Genomic DNA, 21,118 nt, shown 5'->3' on the forward strand with positions numbered 1-21,118 from the left:
CCCGGGGCCCGTTTGCCGTAGGGTGGGTGAAACCCACCGCAGGTTCAATAGCGGTAGTGCTCGGGCTTGAACGGCCCTTCCGGCGTGACGCCGATGTAGGCCGCCTGCTCACCGGAGAGCTTGGAGAGCTTCACCCCGATCCGCTCGAGGTGGAGCATCGCAACCTTCTCGTCGAGGTGCTTGGGCAGGATGTAAACGCCCGGCTGATACTCTTCGCCCTTGGTCCAAAGCTCGATCTGCGCCAGCACCTGGTTGGTGAAGGAGGCGCTCATCACGAACGAGGGGTGCCCGGTTGCGTTGCCGAGGTTCAGCAAGCGCCCTTCAGAGAGCAGGATGATCCGGTTGCCACCCGGCATCTCGATCATGTCCACCTGATCCTTGATGTTGGTCCATTTGTGGTTCTTCAGGTTGGCGACCTGGATCTCGTTGTCGAAGTGGCCGATGTTGCCGACGATCGCCATGTCCTTCATCTCGCGCATGTGCTCGATGCGGATCACGTCCTTGTTGCCGGTGGTGGTGATGAAAATGTCGGCCTTGGCCGCCTCGTCTTCCAGCGTCACCACCTCGAACCCGTCCATCGCCGCCTGAAGCGCGCAGATCGGGTCGACCTCCGTCACCTTCACCCGCGCACCGGCGCCCCGCAGCGAAGCGGCAGAGCCCTTGCCCACGTCGCCATAACCGCAAACAACAGCCACCTTGCCGGCCATCATCGTGTCGGTCGCGCGGCGGATACCGTCCACCAGCGACTCCTTGCAGCCATACTTGTTGTCGAACTTCGACTTGGTCACCGAGTCGTTCACGTTGATCGCCGGGAAGGGCAGCTGTCCCTTCTTGTGCAGGTCGTAGAGCCGGTGCACGCCGGTCGTCGTCTCTTCGCTCACACCCTTGATCTGCTCGCGGACCTTGGTGAACCAACCGGGGGAGGCCGCCATCCGCTTGGCGATCTGCTTCTTGATCACCTCTTCCTCTTCGGATTGCGGCACCGGGATGATATCTTCCCCCGCCTCGGCCCGCGCGCCAAGCAGCACGTAGAGCGTGGCATCGCCGCCATCGTCGAGGATCATGTTGGGGCCGTCGTCGAAGAGGAACGACTTGTCGAGATAGTCCCAGTGCTCCTCAAGGCTCTGCCCCTTCACCGCAAACACCGGCACGCCCGCTTCGGCAATCGCCGCGGCGGCGTGGTCCTGGGTCGAGAAGATGTTGCAGGAGGCCCAGCGCACATCGGCGCCCAGCGCGACCAGCGTTTCGATCAGCACGGCTGTCTGAATGGTCATGTGCAGCGAGCCGACGATCCGCGCGCCTTTCAACGGTTGGCTCTCGCCAAACTCGGTACGGCAGGCCATGAGGCCGGGCATCTCGGTTTCGGCGATGTTCAGTTCCTTGCGGCCAAAATCGGCAAGAGAAATGTCTTTAACAATATAATCTGCAGCCATCGGGTGCTCCTGATGCGTGTTATGCGTCCATCGGCACATAGCATCGGCCCCGAAGTGCGGCAACAGAGCGTGGGCAATCTTAGGAAGCCCGCCTTGGCTTAAAGCGTCAGGACGCCTCGCCTTTCACGCCAACAAACCCACTCGCCTCATGAAAATCTTCACCCGTGAAGGCAACGCAGGTCTCCCCGGCGGCGTCCGTCACGAGGATGGTAAAGCTCCCGGTCTTCTCCGAGGCCCAGATCTCCACAAGGGACTCTTCGCTTTGGAGCCCGCCAGCCACCGGCTGCTCCTCGTAAGTCTCGACCAGTTGATCCACAAAATACTCTCGCTTGCCGCAGGGTCCATCCATCTGCTGTGCTGCCAGCGGCGCTGCTGCGAGAAGGAGAGTGGCGGTTGCGATGATGGTTTTCATGGTCCTGTCCCTTGGGCGGCTCGCCATCAGCGGCGGCTTGGCCCGGTTTCAAAAAGTCTTGCGTGTCGGGGAGTTAACCGAGGAGTGGCAGGATCGGTTCCGCCCCGCGTTTACACCTCGGCGTGATCGCGCTACCCAAATCCTGCCAATTCGGGCGAGAGGGAGACGACGATGGCCAAGGCACCGCCCCGGGCGTGGCAGCGCATGCTGTCGGGTCGCAGGCTTGATCTGCTGGACCCGACGCCGGTGGATATCGAGATCGAGGATATCGCCCACGGCCTCGCCTTCGTTGCCCGCTGGAACGGCCAGACGCACGGCGATTTTGCCTATTCCGTGGCTGAGCATTCCCTGCTGGTCGAGGCGCTCTTCACGCGAATGAACCCGTCCGCGCCGGTCAAATGGCAGCTTGCCGCCCTGCTGCATGACGCACCTGAATATGTGATCGGCGACATGATCTCCCCGGTGAAGGCCGCCGTCGGCCCGAGCTATGGCGCGCTGGATGATAGGCTGACCGCCGCGATCCACCTGCGCTTCGGCCTGCCCGCTCAAGTGCCTGTGGCGGTAAAGAAGCAGATCAAGAAGGCAGACAAGGTCTCCGCTTGGCTGGAGGCGACGCGCATCGCGGGCTTTACCGTGGCGGAGGCCAACAAGTTCTTTGGCGTGCCCGCCCCCGAGCTGATCGAAGACATGGAGATCACCCTGCGCCCGCCGGTGGAGGTGCGCAACGAGTTCACCGCCCGCCACAACACGCTGCTGGCGGCCCTCTGATGGCCCCCGTCGCGCTGCGCAGCCTCGTCTTCGAGGTCTATGCGGCGCTGGCCTATGCCATCTTCTTCTTCGTCCCGACCGACACCAACGTTCTGTGGCTGGCGCTCTGGTTCGCCCTCGGTCTCGGGCTGGCCGGTCAGTTGGTATTCGATTGGCACCGAAGGCTGCGGTTCTGGGCGGTCGTCGGTCGCACCAGCCTTGCGATGCTACTGGTCGCCTGCGTGCTGGCCATCCTTTGGATCGAAACGGTGATCTGTATCGCCATGATCCTGCCCATCGCCATCCTCATCGCCATCATCGGGATCGCAGTAATGCGCGTCGTGCTGGACCGGTTCGAAAGTGGCAGCCAACTTTGCCTTCCCCTGCTAGCACTTCCGCTCTTGGTGCCGGTTTTCGATTTACCGTCACCTACGGCAAGCGAGCTTGTCTCGGTCTCGACCTCCGTCACCATCGATGCGCCTCTGGGTGTGGTCCGCGCTCAGGCAGAAAACGTCTCTGATATTGCGGAAAATGAGCTTCCTTGGACAGTCACCCACAACCTCCTGCGGGCGCCCAGCCCGCTCGCTGCCCACACCGAGAATGGCGTCAGATACGCCCGATGGACGAACGGCGTGCGGTTTGAGGAGCACCTGCTACCCGGCCCCGATCTGGCTTGGCGGTTCGTATTCCCTGACCCAAGCCTGATGCGGGCCGTTGATCCCCGGATCTCTCCGACTGGGCCCGAGGTAGAGATGCTGGAGGGCCGCTACACCTTCGAGCCCCTCGGCCCGGCCCGCACCCGCGCGACGCTGACCACGAGCTACCGCTTGACCACCCCGGTCAACGCGTACCTAAAGCCGTGGGGCAGGCTCATTCTCAACGACATGCACCACGCCGTTTTGCACGTGATCACAAACCGAGCCGAGGCCGCCTCATGATCCACATCCGCCCCGCCGCCCCCGCAGATGCCCGGGCCATCACTGAACTGCTGCAAGACATTGTCGATGCCGGCGGCACCACAGCCATCACCGGCACGGTGAGCCGCAGCGATATCGAAGCGCAGCTTGCATCGACCGACCGCGCCGCTTGGCATGTGGCAGAGGACGATGCGGGGGAGCTGCTCGGTTTCCAGTGGATCGAGCCAATGGTGGACGAGCCCAAGACTTGCGCCGAGATCGCCAGTTTCGCGAGACGCGGCAAAACCGGCCTCGGGATTGGCTCAAAGCTGTTCGAGGTTACCCGTGCGGCGGCCAAGGCACTTGGCTACACTTGGATACGGGCCAATATCAGGGCCGACAACGCGGGCGGGCTGGCCTATTACCAGTCGCGAGGCTTCGAGGATTACGGGCGCATCGAAGGCTACGTGATGGGTGACGGAACGGTCGTGGACAAGGTGCTCAAGCGCTACGATCTGTAAGCTGGGCAATCTGCCCACCGCCTGCTTAGCAGGTCGCGCCCGCCGCGCGACCCTCTGCCTGCCAGCCAACGAACTCGCGCCCCCGGAACACCGCTGTCAGCCCGTCCCGAAACCCGATCAACGCCATGCCGTTGCCGCAGGGCTCCTCGGTCGTGACCGGCCCGGCCAGCTTCTGGAGCGCGACGGTCGCCCCCGGATTCACTCGATCGAAGCTCACCTCCTGCGGGGAGCCGGGCACACCAATTCCGGTCTGCCGAAGTTCGTAACCAAGAGGTTTCTGGACCGGGCGCTGGGCTTCACCAGATGTGGTGCAGCCCGCGAGCAGAATCACAAGGAGCCCGATTTGCGTATGCATCAGATGTGCATGGGTTGTGCATCGGATGTGCATCACCTCTGCAGCGCCGATCCGGTCACTTCGGCGACCGTTTGGCGAGGATCCGCTGCAAGGTGCGCCGGTGCATGTTAAGCCTGCGCGCGGTCTCGCTGACGTTGCGGTCACACAGCTCGTAAACCCGTTGAATATGCTCCCACCGCACCCTGTCCGCGCTCATCGGATTCTCGGGTGGCGGGGGTAGCTCATCACCGCTCGCCAGAAGCGCGGCAGTCACCTCATTGGCATCCGCGGGCTTTGAAAGGTAGTCGGTCGCGCCAATCTTCACCGCGGCGACAGCGGTGGCAATTGCGCCATATCCGGTGAGCACGACCACCTTGGCATCCGGCCGTTTTTCACGAATGGTTTCAACCACATCTAGGCCGTTGCCATCCTCGAGCCGCAGGTCGACAACGGCATATGCAGGGGGGCGTGCCGTGGCAATCGCCCGGCCAGCGGCGACCGATCCGGCCATTTCCGGCTCGAACCCGCGTTTCTCCATAGCCCGCGCCAGACGCCGCAGGAATGGTTCGTCGTCATCGACGATCAGAAGAGATCTGTCCTCCCCGATCTCGCTGAGATCCCGCTCGGCCACGCGCGTCCTCCGCCGGTCATTCATTGTTGTGGTTCAGGCTATACGGGCCTTGATTCAGCGACAAGCCTTTCCGCACAGGGCCTTACCCGGCGTCGAGGAAGCACTGCACCTCATCCGCGAGCTGTTCCCCAGAGAGTTCGCGCCGGAAAAACCCTGCAAAACCAGTGTCCGGGAAGGTGAGGTAGGTGAAGGTCGAGTGATCGACGAGGTAGTAATCCGGGTCGTCATCGGTGTGGGCCTTGTAGTAGGTGCGGTAGGCCTTGGAGGCCGCCTCTACCTGCTCCTGGCTGCCGGTCAGACCGATCATCTTGTCACTGATATTGGCGGCAAAATCACCCACTGCCTCGGGTGTATCCCGGGCCGGGTCGACCGAGATGAAGACCGGCGTCACATCGTAGCCGCGCTCGGCCAGAATGTCGGTTGCCTCGGCGTTGCGGACAGTGTCGAGCGGGCAGACATCGGGGCAGAAGGTGTATCCAAAGTAGAGCAGGGTCGGCTCGGTGATAACATCCTTGTCTGTCACCATTTCGCCCTGCGCGTTGACCAGCTCGAACGGCCCCCCAATCGCAGCAGAGCTGGCCCCGCCGTTGCATTGGGCAAAGGCGCTCTCCGGCACATCAAGATAGACCTTCCAGACCGTGAAGCCGATCACACCGCAAATCGCGGCAACAGCCGTGCCTGCCCATATCGCCGTTCGCATGGTCTACTCCCTATGGCGCGTGTTGCCCTTTGCTGACCCGTCCGGTGCGGGCTAACAATGGGTCCGACTGTCACACCAGAGGCGCTGCCCGCAAATCAAATGCCAGAGACTGGCCTTTCCGATAACCCCTTCCAGCATCCGCACCGGGCCAACTGGATCCGCCTGCGCACATTGATCGTTTTGCGCTGGGTCGCGGTGGCTGGGCAGAGCATCGCCATCGCTGCGGCGCACTTTTTGTATGAGTTGCAGCTCGAAATCGGCCTGTGCGTGCTGGCCATTGGGATGTCGGTCATTGCGAACCTCGTGGCCATGTTCATCTATCCGGCGAACAAGCGGCTGAACGAGGTGGAGGCCATGCTGATGCTGGTCTTCGACCTCGCGCAGCTTGGCCTGCTGATTTACCTGACCGGCGGGCTGCATAATCCCTTTGCCCTGCTGCTGCTCACCCCCGTCACTATCGCCGCTACCGCGCTGGGCCTGAACGCCGTTTTGATCGTTGGCGCCGTAGCCATCGGCATTGTGACTTTCGTCGCCTTCGACTATTTGCCGCTGCGCACCATTCAGGGCTTCGTGCTGCGTGTGCCATCGATCTTTTTGTTCGGGTCGTGGATCGCCATCGTGATCGGCGTTTCTTTTCTGGCGCTCTATGCCCGGAAAGTGACAACAGAAATCGCCGCGATGGGCGACGCGCTTCTCGCGACGCAACTGGCTCTGGCCCGTGAGCAAAAGCTCACCGACTTGGGCGGCGTTGTAGCGGCGGCCGCGCATGAACTCGGCACGCCCTTGGCCACCATCAAGCTTGTGAGTTCGGAGATGGCAGACGAGTTGCAGGGCGATGCCGAGATTGACGGATTGCTTGAGGATGCGCGGCTCATTGGCGAGCAGGCCGACAGGTGCCGCGAAATCCTGCGGTCCATGGGCCGGGCCGGGAAGGACGACCTGCACATGCGGACGGCTCCGCTCCAGTCGGTGCTGGAGGAGGCCGCCGAGCCGCATCAGGACCGAGGGAAACAGCTGCACTTTGATATGCATCCGGGCGCCGGAAGCGATGAACGCCAGCCAGATATCCATCGCAGTTCCGAGATGATCCACGGCATGCGAAACCTGATCCAGAACGCCGTGGATTTTGCCGCCGGGAACGTGTGGATCGAGGGGCGCTGGACCGCCCAGAACGTGGTGGTGCGGGTGATCGACGATGGCGAAGGCTATCCGCCGCATCTCATCGGCCGGATCGGTGACCCTTTCGTGCGCCGCCGAAGGGCGCCGGATGAGCCGCGAAAGAGGCCCGAGTATGAGGGCATGGGGCTCGGTCTTTTCATCGCGAAAACACTTCTGGAACGTATTGGTGCCAGCCTGACCTTTGCCAATGGGTCCGACCCGTTCCTCGCGCCGGATGAACGACCCGACAGAGGTGGGGCCATCGTTGAGGTCACTTGGCCGCGCAAGGTGCTCGTCGCTGAGGAGGCGGAAGCGCGGGGGGCCCTTGGTGACAATCTACGCTTCGAGTCCTGATCTGCTCGCATACCCCTAACCGCCGAGCCCGGCATTAACCTGCGGTTAACCAAAATCACGTCTCCTTTGACCTGGGATTATACTTTCTTTGGGAGCGTGAACGGATTGTTGGGTGAGCTGCCTTGGGCGTTTGCATTGGTTCTGGTGACAACGTCATTCGGAACGGCACTGCTTGCCATGCTGGCGATTGGCTACCTGCAACCCAAGCGGCGGGTGACGTGGGACAAGCTGACAGGTGTGTCAGGCGATGACATGACCTTCCTGTTCGAGGACGAAGTGTTGGTGGACGCCAGCGAAGAGGCACATGTGTTTCTGGCATCCGGACCGGAGACCCTGCCGCCTTGGCCGCGCTTTCTGGCGCTCCTCGCAGGTTCGTTTCCCGACATCGGCGGCCGGCTCGGACAATTGGCAGAGTTGGGCGAGCTAGAGTTGAGGGCAAGGGACGGGAAATCACGGCTGGATGCCGAGTTGAAACACGGCCTCACGCGGTTCTCCCTGCATCAAGGCGAGGAAGGTGAGGCAGTCGAGTACGATTCCTTCGCCGTGACGGCCATGGCCGAAGAGCTGGATGTGCTGCGAACAGTGGTGGACGACGCACCGGTGCTGGCGTGGCGCGAAGATGAAAATGGCAACGTCACCTGGGCGAATGGTGCATACATCGACCTGCTGCATCGGATGCAACCCAAGAAGGCCACACTGGCCTGGCCCCTGCCCCGCGCTTTTTCTCACAGTTTTCACGACTGCGAGGCGGATGTGCTCCACCGCGTGTCGATCACGATCCCCTATATCGAGCAGGTCATCTGGTACGATTGCAGCACGCGTGAGATGGGTGACGAAACTCTCGTGTTCGCGGTGCCCGCCGACCGGTTGGTTCAGGCAGAACGGTCACGCATCGAGTTTTTGCAGACCCTTACGAAAACCTTTGCCGATCTGCCAACCGGGCTTGCAGTGTTCGACCGTGGCCGCCAGCTGGCCCTGTTCAACCCGGCACTGACCGATCTTTCCTCCCTTGAACCGCATTTTCTCTCGTCCCGACCCACTCTCGTGTCCTTCCTCGATCATCTTAGGGAAGCCCAGAGGATGCCAGAGCCAAAGGACTACAAGAGTTGGAGGGCCAGTATCGCGGAGCTGGAGAGCGCCGCATCGGAAGGGATGCATCAGGAAATTTGGTCACTTCCGACCGGCCAGACCTATCGGGTGACTGGCCAACCACATCCTGATGGTGCCGTGGCATTCTTGTTCGAAGATATCTCTGCCGAGATGTCGCTGACCCGCAGGTTTCGCTCGGAGCTAGAGATGGGTCAGGCCGTTGTCGACAGCCTTGATGAGGCCATTGCCGTGTTTGCACACACCGGGTCGATGGTGTTGTGCAACCGCGCCTACCAAGAGCTTTGGAACTGCGACCTTGTCGGATCGCTTTCTGACGTCAGTGCGCAGGAAGCGGTGCGCGACTGGTCTGCCCTCTCGGATGACGATGCCCTGTGGACTCGCGCCACGCGGTTTCTTTCCGGCCGAAGTGATCGTCGCTCGTGGAGCGTGGTTCTCGATACCGCGGCCTATGGCCTAGTCACTTGCCGGTTCGCGCCTGTCGCAGGCGGAGCGTCCATTGCAGGTTTCAAGCTGGGAGACGGCGCAGCGGGTGCGCCGGAGCGGTCTGACGTAGCGAAGATGACAGCCTGATTTCTTACGCCTTGCCCTGCGCGGAATGGCGGATAGTCTGGCCGCGATGACCTGCGCTGCTTCGTTCCCACTCACCTTGCACCTCGCCTCTCCCGAGCATACCGCCCGGCTTGCAGCCGCTGTGGCACCGGTGCTGGGAGCCGGTGATGTGCTGCTTCTGTCCGGCCCCGTCGGTGCTGGGAAGAGCCATTTCGCCCGTGCCTTGATCCGCTGGCAGATGGAGCGGGTCGGTGTGGTTGAGGATGTGCCTTCGCCCACTTTCACATTGATTCAGACTTACCCGCTACCGGATGGCGAAATCTGGCATGCCGACCTTTACCGCCTGTCGAGTGCGGATGAGGTGGAGGAGCTTGGGCTTTCTGCAGCCTTTGAAGACGCCATCTGCCTCGTCGAATGGCCGGATCGCTTACCCGAGCCACCTAAAGGGGCGCTACGGCTGGAGTTTTCCAATTCTGACGCACCAGATGCACGCAGTCTTGTGATAAGGGGCCCGGAGTGCTGGGCACAGCGGCTGGCAGAACCACTTGAGGCGGCGGCATGAGTGCAGTCGAGGATTTTCTGACCAAAGCCGGATGGTCGGGCGCGGAAGCTGCTCCGCTGGCCGGCGATGCTTCCGCCCGGAGTTATCAGCGGCTGACTCGCGGGAGCGAACGGGCTGTGCTGATGGTGGATCCGGAAGGTAACGTTGAAGCTTTTCTCGCCGTCGCCCGCCATCTTGCGGCACAAGGCCTGTCTGCACCCGTGATCTTCGCGGATGACGCGGACTGCGGGATAGTTCTGATGGAAGACTTCGGAGATCGGCTCATCGCCCGCCTTGCCTCCGATGACCCTTCCGCTGAGACGGACCTTTATGTTGCGGCGACCGAGGTGCTGGTCAAACTGCACGGGGCGCCGTCGCCGGAAGGCCTTCATTCTTATGGCCCGCAGGAAATGGCGGTCATGATCGGCCCAGCGGCGGAGTTCTATGCGCGCGCCGCCGGAGAACCGGTAACTCATGAGGGCTGGCTCCAGTTGACGGCTGCGCTTGAGGAAGCACTTTTCCAAACAGACATGCAGCCGCAAGTGATGATTCATAGGGACTATCACGCCGAGAACTTGATCTGGTTGCCTGAACGAGCGGGCACAGCGCGTGTTGGACTGCTGGATTTTCAGGACGCGCTCCTCGGACACCCTGCTTATGATCTCGCCTCGCTGCTTGGTGACGTACGCCGAGACGTCGGCCCAGACGCACAGGAGGCCGCTGTTCGGTGCTATGTGGACTCAACGGGCTGTGACGAAGGCAGGTTTCGGGCGGCGCTTGCGGCGCAAGGAGCCCAGCGCAACTTGCGAATTCTCGGCGTCTTCACAAGGCTTTGCACTGTTCTGTCAAAGCCGGGATACCTTGATCTCATGCCCCGCGCGTGGCGCAATCTGATGCGCGATCTTACTCATCCTGATCTCGCGACCCTGAAAGATGCGGTGCTCGATGCGTTGCCAGAGCCGACGGTGGAGCGCCTGGACCGAATTCGCCGCGTGGCAACATGAGTGCGCCAAACTCCGCCATGGTCTTCGCGGCGGGCTTCGGCACGCGGATGCGTCCGCTCACGGATACCCGGCCCAAGCCACTCGTGGAAGTTGCCGGAAAGCCGCTCCTCGATCATGCATTGGAATTGACCGAGTGCGTGTCACGCGTGGTCGTGAATGCTCACTATCTGGGGGAGCAGATTGCAGACCATCTCGCTGGTCGTAATGTCGATATTGTGCATGAAACCGAGATTTTGGACACTGGCGGTGGTTTGCGAAACGCGCTGCCACGGCTTGGCCCCGGCCCCATATTTACTCTCAATTCCGATGCAGTTTGGGCAGGCCCCAATGCGTTCGAGACACTGAGGGCCGCGTGGTTTCCAGAAGAGATGGACGCTCTGTTGCTGCTGGTCCCGGTGCAAAACGCACGGGGTTACTCCGGGACCGGTGACTTCTCGATCGACACTGACGGTCGCCTGACTAGGGGTGACGGTTACGTTTACTCCGGTGCTCAGATCATCAAACCTGATGGGCTTACTGAGTTTTCCGAACCAGCGTTCTCGCTGAACCTGCTGTGGAACAAGATGCAGGCCGCAGGCCGCCTGTTTGGCGTGGCTCATCCGGGCGGCTGGTGCGACGTGGGGCACCCTGGTGGGATTGCGGTGGCTGAGGAAATGTTGGCGGAGGCGGGGAATGTTTGAGCCTTCAGCCGCGCCACGCCTGTTTGGCACGCCGATCGGCGCAGACTTTGGCGCGACGCTGCTGGAAGGGCTTGAAGCACGGATGGCGGAAGCGCCGCCGGAGGCATGGGGGCGTGTGACGCTGTTCGTCAATACGACCCGGATGAAGCGACACCTTCTCGATCAGTTCGCGGCTGGGCCGGCACGACTGATGCCGCGGGTGCATCTGGTAACTGACCTGGCAGGTGGCCTCCACCTTACCGGCCTCAAGCCTGCCGTTTCGTCATTGCAGCTACGCCTTCAACTGCGGCAAGCCGTGGCCCGGCTGATCGACCTGCAGCCTGACATTGCCCCAAAGAGCGCCGCTTTCGACCTCGCGAACAGTCTGGCTGCCTTACTTGATGAGATGGACGACGAGGGGGTAGACCCGGCGGCACTTGCCGACCTTGATGTTGGCGATCACTCGGCGCACTGGGCACGGAGCCTTTCGGTCATTTCAGTGCTTTCCGGGCAGGATAGTGACGTTTTTCGCACTCAAGCGGCTTTCAATAGAGATGCTTTGTCGGCGCTTTTGTCGCTGTGGGACGCTGCTCCGCCGCAGAATCCAATTATCGTGGCGGGTTCCACAGGATCACGGGGCACGACGCGGCTGCTGATGGAAGCCGTGGCCCGCTTACCTCAAGGCGCGGTGGTGTTGCCAGGGGTGGACACGGACACGCCTCAGGAGGTCTGGCGCAACCTAACAGCGTCCTGCAATAACCCCGACAGAGTGCCGGAAGAAGACCATCCGCAGTTTCGCTTTGCAGCCCTCGCCAAACGCCTGGGCGTCGCTCCAGACGACATTGCCCCTTGGACCGATACCAAGCCCGACACGCATTCGCGCAACAGGCTGGTTTCGCTGTCGCTCCGGCCGGCTCCTGTGACTGACCAATGGCTCAGTGACGGACCGAAGCTTGCCGAAGATCTGTCAGCGGCTACGGATGGGCTCTCGCTTATTACAGCGCGAACTCCACGCCATGAAGCCGCAGCAATCGCATTCGCCATCCGGGAGGCTGTTGAGGCCAACAAGACGACGGCGCTTATTACACCCGACCGAACATTGGCACGGCAGGTCACAGCTGCTCTGTCTCGCTGGGGCATCGTACCGGACGATTCCGCTGGTGTGCCCCTCCACCAAAGCCCGCCGGGGCGATTTTTGATCGAGACAGCTGCGCTGTTTGGGCGCCCGTTGGAACTCGCATCCGCGCTGTCGCTCCTGAAGCATCCGCTTACGGCTTCGAGCGCGAGCATGCGCGGCCCTCACCTGCTGAACCTTGGACGCTTTGAAACTTGGGCAAGGCGCAAGGGCGTGCCGCGCGTTGATGCGGCGGTATTGCAAGATTGGTTGGTCAGTTGGAAGGCAACGGAAGAAGCGAAGGATTGGGTTGGTTGGCTAGGCAGCGTGCTGGAGAATTTGCCCAACACAGGTGGCGAACCTCTGGAGGCCCGACTTGAACGACACATCGACTTGGCGGAAGCCATCACCGCGGGACTGGATTCCAGCGGGTCTGGGCAACTCTGGGCGGAGAAACCCGGGGAAGCCGCTGGTGCTGCAGTAGATGAGCTGCGCATGGCGGCGCCGTTCGGCGGAGCTGTCGATAATGTGCAGTATCTCGGCATCATCAGATCTGTTCTCTCCAGCGGCGAAGTGCGGGAAGCGCCAATTGCACATCCTCTGGTCTCCATCTGGGGCACGATTGAAGCGAGAACCCGGACTGTCGATCTGTCCATTCTTGCAGGGTTGAACGAAGGGACTTGGCCGGCGGCCTTGCCGCACGATCCGTGGATGAACCGCGCGATGCGGCGCGATGCCGGGATGCTGCTGCCGGAGCGGCGCGTCGGGCTTGCCGCTCATGACTACCAGCAGGCGATGGGCGCGCGCGAAGTTATCCTCAGCCGCAGTGCACAAAGTGCCGATACCGAAACCGTGCCTTCCCGCTGGCTGAACCGCCTGACAAACCTGCTTTCGGGCCTGGGTGAAGCTGGTGATACCTGCCTCAAGGAGATGCGCGCACGGGGAGACCGGCTGGTAGCCATTTCGTCTGCCTTGGCGGTGCACTCCGATAACCCGATCTCCGCTCTGCCCGCGCCCCGGCCCGCGCCAGCTCCGCCAGCCGAAGCTCGACCCAAGGCGCTCTTTGTAACCGCTGTGTCCACCCTGATCCGGGATCCCTACGCGGTCTATGCAAAGAACGTCCTCAAGCTGAGGAGACTCGGCCCGAGAGCACCGCAACCGGATGCCGCGATGCGTGGAACGGTGCTTCATGCGGTGATGGAGCAGTGCCTGAAAGACGGTTTCGATTTCACCGATCCACCAGAGAGGACAGCTGAAGCCTTCATGGAGGTTGCGGCAAAAGTCGTTGCGACACACGTGCCCTGGCCCGCCACTAGACGGCTCTGGTTGGGCCGCCTGGCCTCTTCCGCACCGGGGTTGGTCCGGGTTGAAGCAGCACTCCAAGCGAGCGGGATGCCAATCATTGTTGAGGAAATCGGCACTGTTCAACTGAGAGGCGTCGATTTTAGGGTGTCGGCAAAACCGGACCGGATCGACCGACTTGAAGCTGGCGGTTGCGCAGTGCTCGATTACAAGACGTCGACCAAGCCGCCGTCCGAAAAGGAGGTTGAAGCCTTCGACAAGCAGCTACTGCTCGAGGCGGCCATTGCCGAGGCAGGTGGCTTCAAACAACTCGGCGCGCAGCGGGCCGCGCGGGTGGGATACATCTCAATCGGCAACCCGGCCAATTCGCGGGACGAACCGCTGGAGATCGAGGGCGTATGGCGCCCGGATGCGATGCTGCAACACCTCGCTGCCTTGATCCGAACCTATGAAGACCCCTCCAAGGGTTATTCGGCACGGCGCGCGCCGCAGTTCCTTATTTACGCAAGCGACTACGATCACCTTTCGCGATTTGGGGAGTGGGACGTAACTGCCGCGCCTGAAACGATACTGGTGGGCCAATGACCGCGCCGAACGAAGCCACCGCCGCTCAGATCAAGGCCGCGCAACCGGAGCTATCCACGTGGCTGTCGGCCAACGCCGGCTCCGGCAAGACGCGCGTGCTGACCGACCGGGTGGCGCGGCTTCTTCTCCGCGATGTCCCGCCGCAGAACATACTGTGCCTCACCTTCACCAAGGCCGCCGCCGCTGAGATGCAGAACCGGCTGTTCTCACGGTTGGGCGAGTGGTCGATGCTCACGGACAGGGAGCTTGCCGATGCTCTTTCGACGGTCGGGGAGGACACGTCGGATGCGAACCGGCTTGCCAAAGCCCGTCGACTCTTTGCGCGGGCGATCGAAACGCCAGGTGGCCTGAAGATCCAAACGATCCATTCGTTCTGCTCCGCCATCCTGCGCCGGTTCCCGCTGGAAGCAGGCGTGCCCCCGGGTTTTGTGGAACTCGATGACGTCAGCGCCAAGGCGCGATTGCAGGAAGCGTTGGACAAGGTCGCAGAGGATGAGCCAGCTGTCTTCGATACCTTTGCCTCCCTGTTCTCAGGACTCGAGGTCGAAGGGTTTTGCGCTAAGTTGGCCGGACAGAGGAACGCCTTTGGAAGCCTCAGCAGTTTCGAGACTATTTCGGCTGCAGTGGGCCTTCCGGAGGGGTACGATGAAGCGACCTTGATCGCTGAGGTCTTCCTTGGAAACGAGAGAAGCCTTGTCGCGTCGGTCTTGCCCTATCTCGCCGCGGGCAGCACAACCGATGCAAAAGCCGCCAGCGAACTGGCGGAGCTTCCAGAAGATCAACTGGCTGCCCTTGCGATACTCGACAAACGGTTTGTAGGTCAGTCCGGAAAGTCCGCGGGTCAGCCACGGATCGGGAGCTTTCCCACGAAAGCCACACGTGAAGCGATGCCATCTGAGTTGCTGGCCCAACTCGAAAACCTGATGGCGCGGGTCGCCGATGCATATGATCGCGCAAAGCAACTCCGTTTAGCAAGGCGATCTGATGCCTTGCACCAGTTCGCTGGGGCCTTCCTCCCTGCCTACGAGGCCGCAAAAGCAGCGCGGGGCGAGCTGGATTTTGACGATCTGATCTTCAAGACCCGAGATTTGCTGACCAATGACGGCGTGGCCGATTGGGTGCTGTTCCGGCTCGATGGTGGGATTGACCACATCCTCGTGGATGAGGCCCAAGATACCAGCCCGGCGCAGTGGGAGGTGATCGATCTGATCTCTCGCGAGATCACGTCAGGCAGTGGCCGCCGGGAGGCCGGGGAACGGACGATTTTTGTCGTGGGGGACAAGAAGCAGTCGATCTATGGCTTTCAGGGTGCCGATCCTGACGGGTTCGAACGTATGGCAGACACGTTCTCCGAGAGGTTGGGAACATCCGGCGCCGCGCCACAGCGGATGGAGTTGCAATACTCCTTCCGTTCAGCTGCCCCCATTCTGCGGGTGGTCGACGCAGCCTTCCCTGATGAGGCGCGCGCGATGGGGGGTGCCTTGAACCACATCGCCTTCCACTCCGAGATGCCCGGACGGGTGGATCTTTGGCCATTCATCCCAAAGCCGGAGAAGGCCGAGGACGAAACCCCGTGGTTCGACCCGGTCGACATGGTCAGTGCAGACGATCCTCAGGTGCAGCTTGCGCAGCGCATCGCGAAGGAAATTTTGCGAATGCAGGCGGAAGAGAGACTTTTTGACTACGTCGATGGTGAGTTTCGGCCACGGCGCATCACGGATGGCGACGTTCTCATATTGGTTCAGAGCCGGAGCCTGATCTTCCATGAGGTGATCCGCGCCTGCAAGGCCGAGGGACTTGAGGTGGCGGGGGCCGACAGGGTGCGCCTTGCCGATGCCATGGCGGTGAAAGACTTGCTGGCGTTACTGTCCTTTCTCGACACGCCCGATGACGACCTGTCCCTCGCTGCGGCGCTCCGCTCGCCACTGTTTGATTGGGATGAAGACGCGATCTACCGCTTGGCACAGCCGCGGGAAGGCCGGCTGTGGGAGGCCCTCCGTAACTACGAAGCAGCGGATCCTGCGCTGACGTTCTTGCGCGACCTGCGCGATCAGGCTGGCTTTCTCCGCCCTTATGAGTTGCTTGAGCGCATTCTTACCCAGCACGAAGGCCGTGCACGCTTGATTACGCGACTGGGTGCAGAAGCCGAGGAGTCGATAGATTTGCTCCTCGCAACCGCGCTGTCCTACGAGCAGGCCGAAACGCCGAGCCTGACCGGCTTTCTCGCTTGGATGGAAGCTAGTGAGATTGACATCAAGCGCGGTCAGGAGAGCGGCGGACGGGCGATCCGGGTGATGACCGTACATGGCTCCAAAGGGTTGGAGGCGCCGATTGTATTTCTTGCCGAAAGCGGAGACCGCCAACCGCCACGCGAAGATGGTGCCGTGATGCTCGAGGGACTGCCTCCGCTATGGAAGCCCTCAAAGCCGGATACCCCGGAGCTTCTGCTGGAGCCGCTGGCCGCGTTGAAGGAGCGGCAGGAAGAAGAGCGACTGCGGTTGCAGTACGTTGCGATGACCCGCGCGGAGAAATGGCTGATCGTTTGCGGCGCGGGAACCGCGAAGGAAGACAAGGAAAATTGGTATCGCCGCACCGAAGGCGCATTTGAGCAGGTTGGGGCCGTAACGCACTTGTTCCCGTTCGGAGGGGGTAAGCGCTACGAGAACGCGCGGCCGGATGAGGAGGGCGTGACTGAAACGACGGACACCAGCGCGGCGCAAGTCATTCTGCCCGACATCGCACTGGCCCATCCCGCAATTCTGCCGCGGCCACCCCAAGTGCTCTCCCCGTCAGGGCTACCAGGCCCCAAAACTTTGCCCGCTGAAGGTGTTGGCAACCCGGATGCGCTGGATCGAGGGACGGCTTTGCACCTGTTACTGGAGCACCTCCCCAGATTTGGGGCGTCCGATCGCGAAGTGCAGGCCAGCGCCTTGCTGGAGGCGTTTGCGCCTAGCACTGCGCCCGATGTGATTGCAGAGGCATTGGCAGTACTGCAGGCGCCCGAACTGAGTAAGTTGTTCGAAGGCGACGCGCTCGTTGAGGTGCCCATTACAGCCCACCTCCTCGAGAGAGGCGGAGAACCGATGCAGGGCATAATTGACAGGCTAGTTGTCACCGAAAGCACCGTCACCGCCATTGACTACAAGTCCAATCAGGTGGTGCCGGAACGGATCGAAGAAATTCCCTCGGGCCTGCTCGCCCAGATGGGCGCATATGCCTCGGCGCTCACTCAGATCTACTCCGATCACCAAGTTCAAACGGCACTTCTCTGGACGAAGATCCCCCGGCTCGACGTTCTTCCACACGACCTTGTGACGAATGCGCTCAAAGCTACCGCATCTGCTTGACCTGCCCAAACCGCAACCCTACCTTCCCAACCCGAACCGCAAAACATCAGGAGAGCCGAGATGGCGACCGTTGCCGTGACCGATGACACCTTCGACACCGAGGTGAAGGAAGCCGATATCCCCGTAGTGGTGGACTTCTGGGCGGAGTGGTGTGGCCCCTGTAAGCAGATCGGCCCGGCACTCGAAGAGCTTTCCGAAGAGCTCGACGGCAAGGTGAAGATCGTCAAGGTCAACGTCGACGAAAACCCCAACTCCCCGGCCCAGATGGGCGTGCGTGGTATCCCGGCACTGTTCCTGTTCAAGGACGGTCAGGTGGTGTCGAACAAGACCGGCGCTGCGCCCAAGGCCGCGCTGCACGGCTGGATCACCGAGTCCATCTGAGCATAGTCTCACCGCATGGATCGGGGCGCTTCGGCGCCCCTTTTTCTTGCGGGCGCCGGGTGGCATGGCCATATACCCCAAGAACGAAACGGAGAGCGGCATGAGCGAGAGCGAATTTCCCGGTTGGCATGGCACTACGATCATCGGTGTCCGCAAGGGCGACGAGGTGGTGGTGGCCGGTGACGGGCAGGTGAGCCTTGGCCAGACGGTGATCAAGGGCTCTGCCCGCAAGGTCCGCCGTATCTCGCCCGGTGGGCACGAGGTGGTTTGTGGCTTTGCCGGGTCAACGGCTGATGCCTTCACTCTACTGGAACGTCTGGAAAAGAAGCTGGAAGCCACGCCCGGTCAGCTCGCGCGGGCCTCGGTAGAGCTGGCGAAAGACTGGCGCACTGACAAGTACCTGCAAAAACTCGAAGCCATGCTCATTGTGACCGACGGCAAGGAGCTTCTGGTGATCACTGGCGCCGGTGATGTTCTGGAGCCGGAACACGGCATTGCGGCCATCGGCTCAGGTGGCAATTACGCGCTGGCAGCGGCCCGCGGGCTGATTGATCAGGATTTTGATGCCGAGACGATCGCGCGCAAGGCAATGGGCATTGCGGCCGACATCTGCGTTTACACCAATGGCAACCTGACCGTGGAGAAGATCGGCGGATGAGCATCACCCGTGATGACATCCGGGCCGCCGTGGGTGCCGGCAAGATCAGCGAGGCGCAAGCATCGGCCATTGTTGCGTTGTCCGAAGCGCGTCGCGGCGCGCGTGAAAATCTCGGGGGCCTTGATGAACCATTCGAGCTGTTCAAAGGCTTCAACGAGATATTCATCGTCGTCGGGCTGACCATCCTCTACGCCGGATGGACAGGATTGACCGGCATTTCCACCTATCTGGCCAGCAGCAGCATGGTCTCACTCCTGCTTTGCGGGATGGCCGGGATGGCTGCGCTCGCCGGATTGGCGCTTTACTTCACGCGCCGGCGGAGGATGGTTGCGCCTTCAATCGCTCTGGCGATCATGTTTGCCTTCTCCGCCGTGCAAGCAGGCTGGGCGGTGAGCTATTGGATGGTCCCTGATAACGGCATCCCGAAGATCACCGGCTTCAATGACGTGCGAACCGTGATCATGTTGGCGTTGGCGACACTGGCACTGATCGTCTATTGGCTCGCATTTCGCGTGCCCTTTGCGATGCTGCTCATTGCGCTGGGCTTCTATGCTACCTGCTTCGGGCTTACCGCGCTAAACGGCCCGGAACTGAATAGCTTGCGCGATGTGTTCCTGCTGTCCGCCAACTCCGCCTTTTCGTGGGTAACGCTTGCGCTGGGCTTGCTTGGGCTAGCCTTGGCGCTGAGGTTTGATGTGTCTGACCCGCACCGGGTGACACGCCGCGCCTCTCAAGCGTTCTGGCTCCACGTAATCTCTGCCCCGGCTATCGTGAACACGGTTGCCTTCACGCTGTTCCAGCAAGGTGGAGCTGGGGCCTACCTCATCCTCAGCGGCTTTCTTGTGTTGATGGCGGTCTTCGCCATCGTGATTGATCGTCGCTCCTTCCTCATATCGGGCATCGGCTATGTGGTGGCACTCACCGCAATCGTGGCTGAGGGCCAGACCTGGGCCTTCATCCTGCTTCTCGGCGTTTTCCTCGTTGCGCTTGGTGCGTTCTGGGAGAGCATCCGTGGCGGGATCATGGCCGTGATGCCTGGCTTCCCCGGAAAAGACAGACTGCCGCCCTGGACGCGGCCGAGAGAGTTTTCTGCATGACTGATCTGACACCCCGCGAAATCGTTTCGGAGCTTGATCGCTTCATCATTGGCCAGAAGGACGCCAAGCGTGCCGTCGCCGTAGCGCTGCGCAACCGTTGGCGGCGCAAACAGCTGGCCGATGATATCCGTGACGAGGTCTATCCGAAGAACATTCTGATGATTGGCCCTACCGGCGTCGGCAAGACCGAGATCAGCCGTCGCCTCGCCAAACTGGCGCGGGCGCCCTTTATCAAGGTCGAGGCGACCAAGTTCACCGAGGTTGGCTATGTTGGCCGGGACGTTGAGCAGATCATCCGCGATCTCGTTGATGCCTCCATTGCTCAGACCCGCGAGTTGATGCGGGAGGACGTAAAAGCCAAGGCCCGCGAAGGGTCTGAAGAGCGGGTGCTGCGGGCCATTGCCGGCGAGGACGCGCGGGGCAAGACGCTGGAGATGTTCCGCGAGAAGCTCCGCAGCGGCGCGCTCGACGACACCGTGATTGAGCTGGATATTGCAGAGCCCACCCCCTCAATGCCGATGTTCGAAATCCCGGGCCAGCCCGGCGGCGGAATGCAGGGGATGGGGAACTTGCAGGACCTGTTCGGCAAGGCGTTTGGGGGTCGCACGACCCGCCGTAAGATGACGGTGGCCGAGAGTTATGACATCCTCATTGGTGAAGAGGCCGACAAGCTCCTCGACGACGAAACCGTGAAGACCGCGGCTCTGGAGTCGGTGCAGGAAAACGGCATCGTTTTCATCGATGAGATCGACAAGGTGTGCGCCCGTGCTGAAACCCGAGGCGGTGATGTGAGCCGCGAAGGCGTTCAACGCGACCTGCTTCCGCTCATCGAAGGCACAACTGTCAGCACCAAGCATGGCCCGGTGAAGACCGACCACATCCTCTTCATCGCGTCCGGGGCATTCCATATTGCCAAGCCGTCCGACCTGTTGCCAGAGCTTCAAGGGCGGCTCCCCATTCGTGTGGAGCTGAGAGCGCTGACCGAAGAAGATTTCGTTCGAATCCTTACGGAAACAGACAACGCGCTGACCCGGCAGTACACCGAGTTGATGAAGACCGAGGGTGTGGATGTCAGCTTCACGGATGACGGTATCTCGGCGCTGGCCCGGATCGCCGCCGAGGTGAACCAGAGTGTCGAGAATATCGGCGCGCGCCGGCTCTACACGGTGATCGAGCGTGTCTTCGAGGAACTTTCGTTTGTTGCGCCCGACAAATCCGGAGAAGCCGTGCAGATCGATGCGGAATACGTCGAGGAGAACCTTGGCGAGCTGGCCCGATCGACCGATTTGTCGCGCTACGTTCTATAGCGATGGTGCGCTTGGTGGGGCCGCGCTAACGTTGACCCATGACGAGGTTTGCGCGGCTTCTCCTGATATCCCTGCTTCTCACGGCCTGTGCGCCGCGAGCGACTCTGGTTGTTGTGCCGAGTGCGGTTGGGGTGGGGACGTCCTACAAGATCTTTGTTGGGAGCACCCGGTTACGTGACCCGAACAAGAAGGTGGTGAGGTACACTGATCGCGGTCCTTTGGGCTATTTGGCCTATGATGTGTCCGTGCCGCCGCTCCGCAACCCGGGCGATGTACGC

At 61.6% G+C, this 21,118-nt stretch carries 19 protein-coding genes; 14 read left to right on the forward strand and 5 right to left on the reverse strand.

Annotated elements, in window-relative coordinates:
- Positions 1-44: 44 nt before the first annotated feature.
- Positions 45-1,433, reverse strand: a complete 1,389-nt coding sequence (gene ahcY / locus ACUXVX_RS01645) for an adenosylhomocysteinase (RefSeq protein WP_446310083.1) — start codon at positions 1,431-1,433, stop codon at positions 45-47.
- A gap of 106 nt (positions 1,434-1,539) precedes the next feature.
- Positions 1,540-1,845, reverse strand: coding sequence for a hypothetical protein (locus ACUXVX_RS01650; protein ID WP_446310084.1), 306 nt, complete (start codon positions 1,843-1,845; stop codon positions 1,540-1,542).
- Positions 1,846-2,016: 171 nt separating this feature from the next.
- Between ACUXVX_RS01650 and ACUXVX_RS01655 the strand changes: the two genes are divergently transcribed.
- From ACUXVX_RS01655 to ACUXVX_RS01665, 3 genes are read left to right on the forward strand one after another with little or no spacing between them, the layout of a single operon-like run.
- Positions 2,017-2,613, forward strand: coding sequence for an HD domain-containing protein (locus ACUXVX_RS01655; RefSeq protein WP_446310085.1), 597 nt, complete (start codon positions 2,017-2,019; stop codon positions 2,611-2,613).
- Complete coding sequence (locus tag ACUXVX_RS01660; protein ID WP_446310086.1) at positions 2,613-3,530, forward strand: hypothetical protein; 918 nt, start codon at positions 2,613-2,615, stop codon at positions 3,528-3,530. Before ACUXVX_RS01655 ends, ACUXVX_RS01660 begins: the two co-directional genes overlap by 1 nt.
- Positions 3,527-4,009 (forward strand): N-acetyltransferase family protein, encoded by a 483-nt coding sequence (locus ACUXVX_RS01665; RefSeq protein ID WP_446310087.1) that lies wholly within the window; start codon positions 3,527-3,529, stop codon positions 4,007-4,009. Before ACUXVX_RS01660 ends, ACUXVX_RS01665 begins: the two co-directional genes overlap by 4 nt.
- A 25-nt stretch (positions 4,010-4,034) precedes the next feature.
- Here the strand turns inward: ACUXVX_RS01665 and ACUXVX_RS01670 are convergent, their stop codons facing one another.
- The 3 genes from ACUXVX_RS01670 to ACUXVX_RS01680 form a co-directional block, all read right to left on the reverse strand.
- Positions 4,035-4,364 carry a hypothetical protein gene (locus ACUXVX_RS01670; RefSeq protein ID WP_446310088.1) on the reverse strand — a complete coding sequence of 110 codons (330 nt, stop codon included), beginning with the start codon at positions 4,362-4,364 and terminating at the stop codon, positions 4,035-4,037.
- Between the two features lie 55 nt (positions 4,365-4,419).
- The gene (locus ACUXVX_RS01675) at positions 4,420-4,974 is read right to left on the reverse strand and encodes an ActR/PrrA/RegA family redox response regulator transcription factor (protein ID WP_446310089.1); all 555 of its coding nucleotides are present in this window, start codon (positions 4,972-4,974) and stop codon (positions 4,420-4,422) included.
- Positions 4,975-5,056: 82 nt separating this feature from the next.
- Positions 5,057-5,674, reverse strand: a complete 618-nt coding sequence (locus tag ACUXVX_RS01680; RefSeq protein ID WP_446310090.1) for an SCO family protein — start codon at positions 5,672-5,674, stop codon at positions 5,057-5,059.
- Positions 5,675-5,773: 99 nt separating this feature from the next.
- Between ACUXVX_RS01680 and regB the strand changes: the two genes are divergently transcribed.
- The 11 genes from regB (at position 5,774) to hslU (ending at position 20,840) form a co-directional block, all read left to right on the forward strand.
- On the forward strand, positions 5,774-7,186 hold the full coding sequence (gene regB, locus ACUXVX_RS01685) for a sensor histidine kinase RegB (RefSeq protein WP_446311488.1): 1,413 nt from the start codon (positions 5,774-5,776) through the stop codon (positions 7,184-7,186).
- 66 nt (positions 7,187-7,252) lie between these two features.
- Positions 7,253-8,866, forward strand: coding sequence for a PAS-domain containing protein (locus tag ACUXVX_RS01690; protein ID WP_446310091.1), 1,614 nt, complete (start codon positions 7,253-7,255; stop codon positions 8,864-8,866).
- A 25-nt stretch (positions 8,867-8,891) separates the two neighbouring features.
- A complete protein-coding gene (tsaE, locus tag ACUXVX_RS01695; RefSeq protein WP_446310092.1) occupies positions 8,892-9,407 on the forward strand; it encodes a tRNA (adenosine(37)-N6)-threonylcarbamoyltransferase complex ATPase subunit type 1 TsaE in 516 nt (171 codons plus the stop codon).
- Complete coding sequence (locus ACUXVX_RS01700; protein ID WP_446310093.1) at positions 9,404-10,390, forward strand: aminoglycoside phosphotransferase family protein; 987 nt, start codon at positions 9,404-9,406, stop codon at positions 10,388-10,390. Before tsaE ends, ACUXVX_RS01700 begins: the two co-directional genes overlap by 4 nt.
- The gene (locus ACUXVX_RS01705; RefSeq protein ID WP_446310094.1) at positions 10,387-11,070 is read left to right on the forward strand and encodes a nucleotidyltransferase family protein; all 684 of its coding nucleotides are present in this window, start codon (positions 10,387-10,389) and stop codon (positions 11,068-11,070) included. The genes ACUXVX_RS01700 and ACUXVX_RS01705 overlap by 4 nt, the downstream gene beginning before the upstream one ends.
- Positions 11,063-14,050 carry a double-strand break repair protein AddB gene (addB, locus tag ACUXVX_RS01710; RefSeq protein ID WP_446310095.1) on the forward strand — a complete coding sequence of 996 codons (2,988 nt, stop codon included), beginning with the start codon at positions 11,063-11,065 and terminating at the stop codon, positions 14,048-14,050. Before ACUXVX_RS01705 ends, addB begins: the two co-directional genes overlap by 8 nt.
- A complete protein-coding gene (gene addA / locus ACUXVX_RS01715) occupies positions 14,047-17,397 on the forward strand; it encodes a double-strand break repair helicase AddA (RefSeq protein WP_446310096.1) in 3,351 nt (1,116 codons plus the stop codon). Before addB ends, addA begins: the two co-directional genes overlap by 4 nt.
- Before the next feature lie 60 nt (positions 17,398-17,457).
- On the forward strand, positions 17,458-17,778 hold the full coding sequence (gene trxA / locus ACUXVX_RS01720) for a thioredoxin (RefSeq protein WP_222471359.1): 321 nt from the start codon (positions 17,458-17,460) through the stop codon (positions 17,776-17,778).
- A gap of 100 nt (positions 17,779-17,878) precedes the next feature.
- Positions 17,879-18,436: an ATP-dependent protease subunit HslV gene (gene hslV, locus ACUXVX_RS01725; protein ID WP_446310097.1), complete on the forward strand. Its 558-nt coding sequence runs from the start codon at positions 17,879-17,881 to the stop codon at positions 18,434-18,436.
- Positions 18,433-19,533, forward strand: a complete 1,101-nt coding sequence (locus ACUXVX_RS01730; RefSeq protein ID WP_446310098.1) for a hypothetical protein — start codon at positions 18,433-18,435, stop codon at positions 19,531-19,533. The genes hslV and ACUXVX_RS01730 overlap by 4 nt, the downstream gene beginning before the upstream one ends.
- Positions 19,530-20,840 (forward strand): ATP-dependent protease ATPase subunit HslU, encoded by a 1,311-nt coding sequence (hslU, locus tag ACUXVX_RS01735; protein WP_446310099.1) that lies wholly within the window; start codon positions 19,530-19,532, stop codon positions 20,838-20,840. The genes ACUXVX_RS01730 and hslU overlap by 4 nt, the downstream gene beginning before the upstream one ends.
- Positions 20,841-21,118: the final 278 nt, after the last annotated feature.

The organism is Vannielia sp. SX4 (assembly GCF_052828525.1).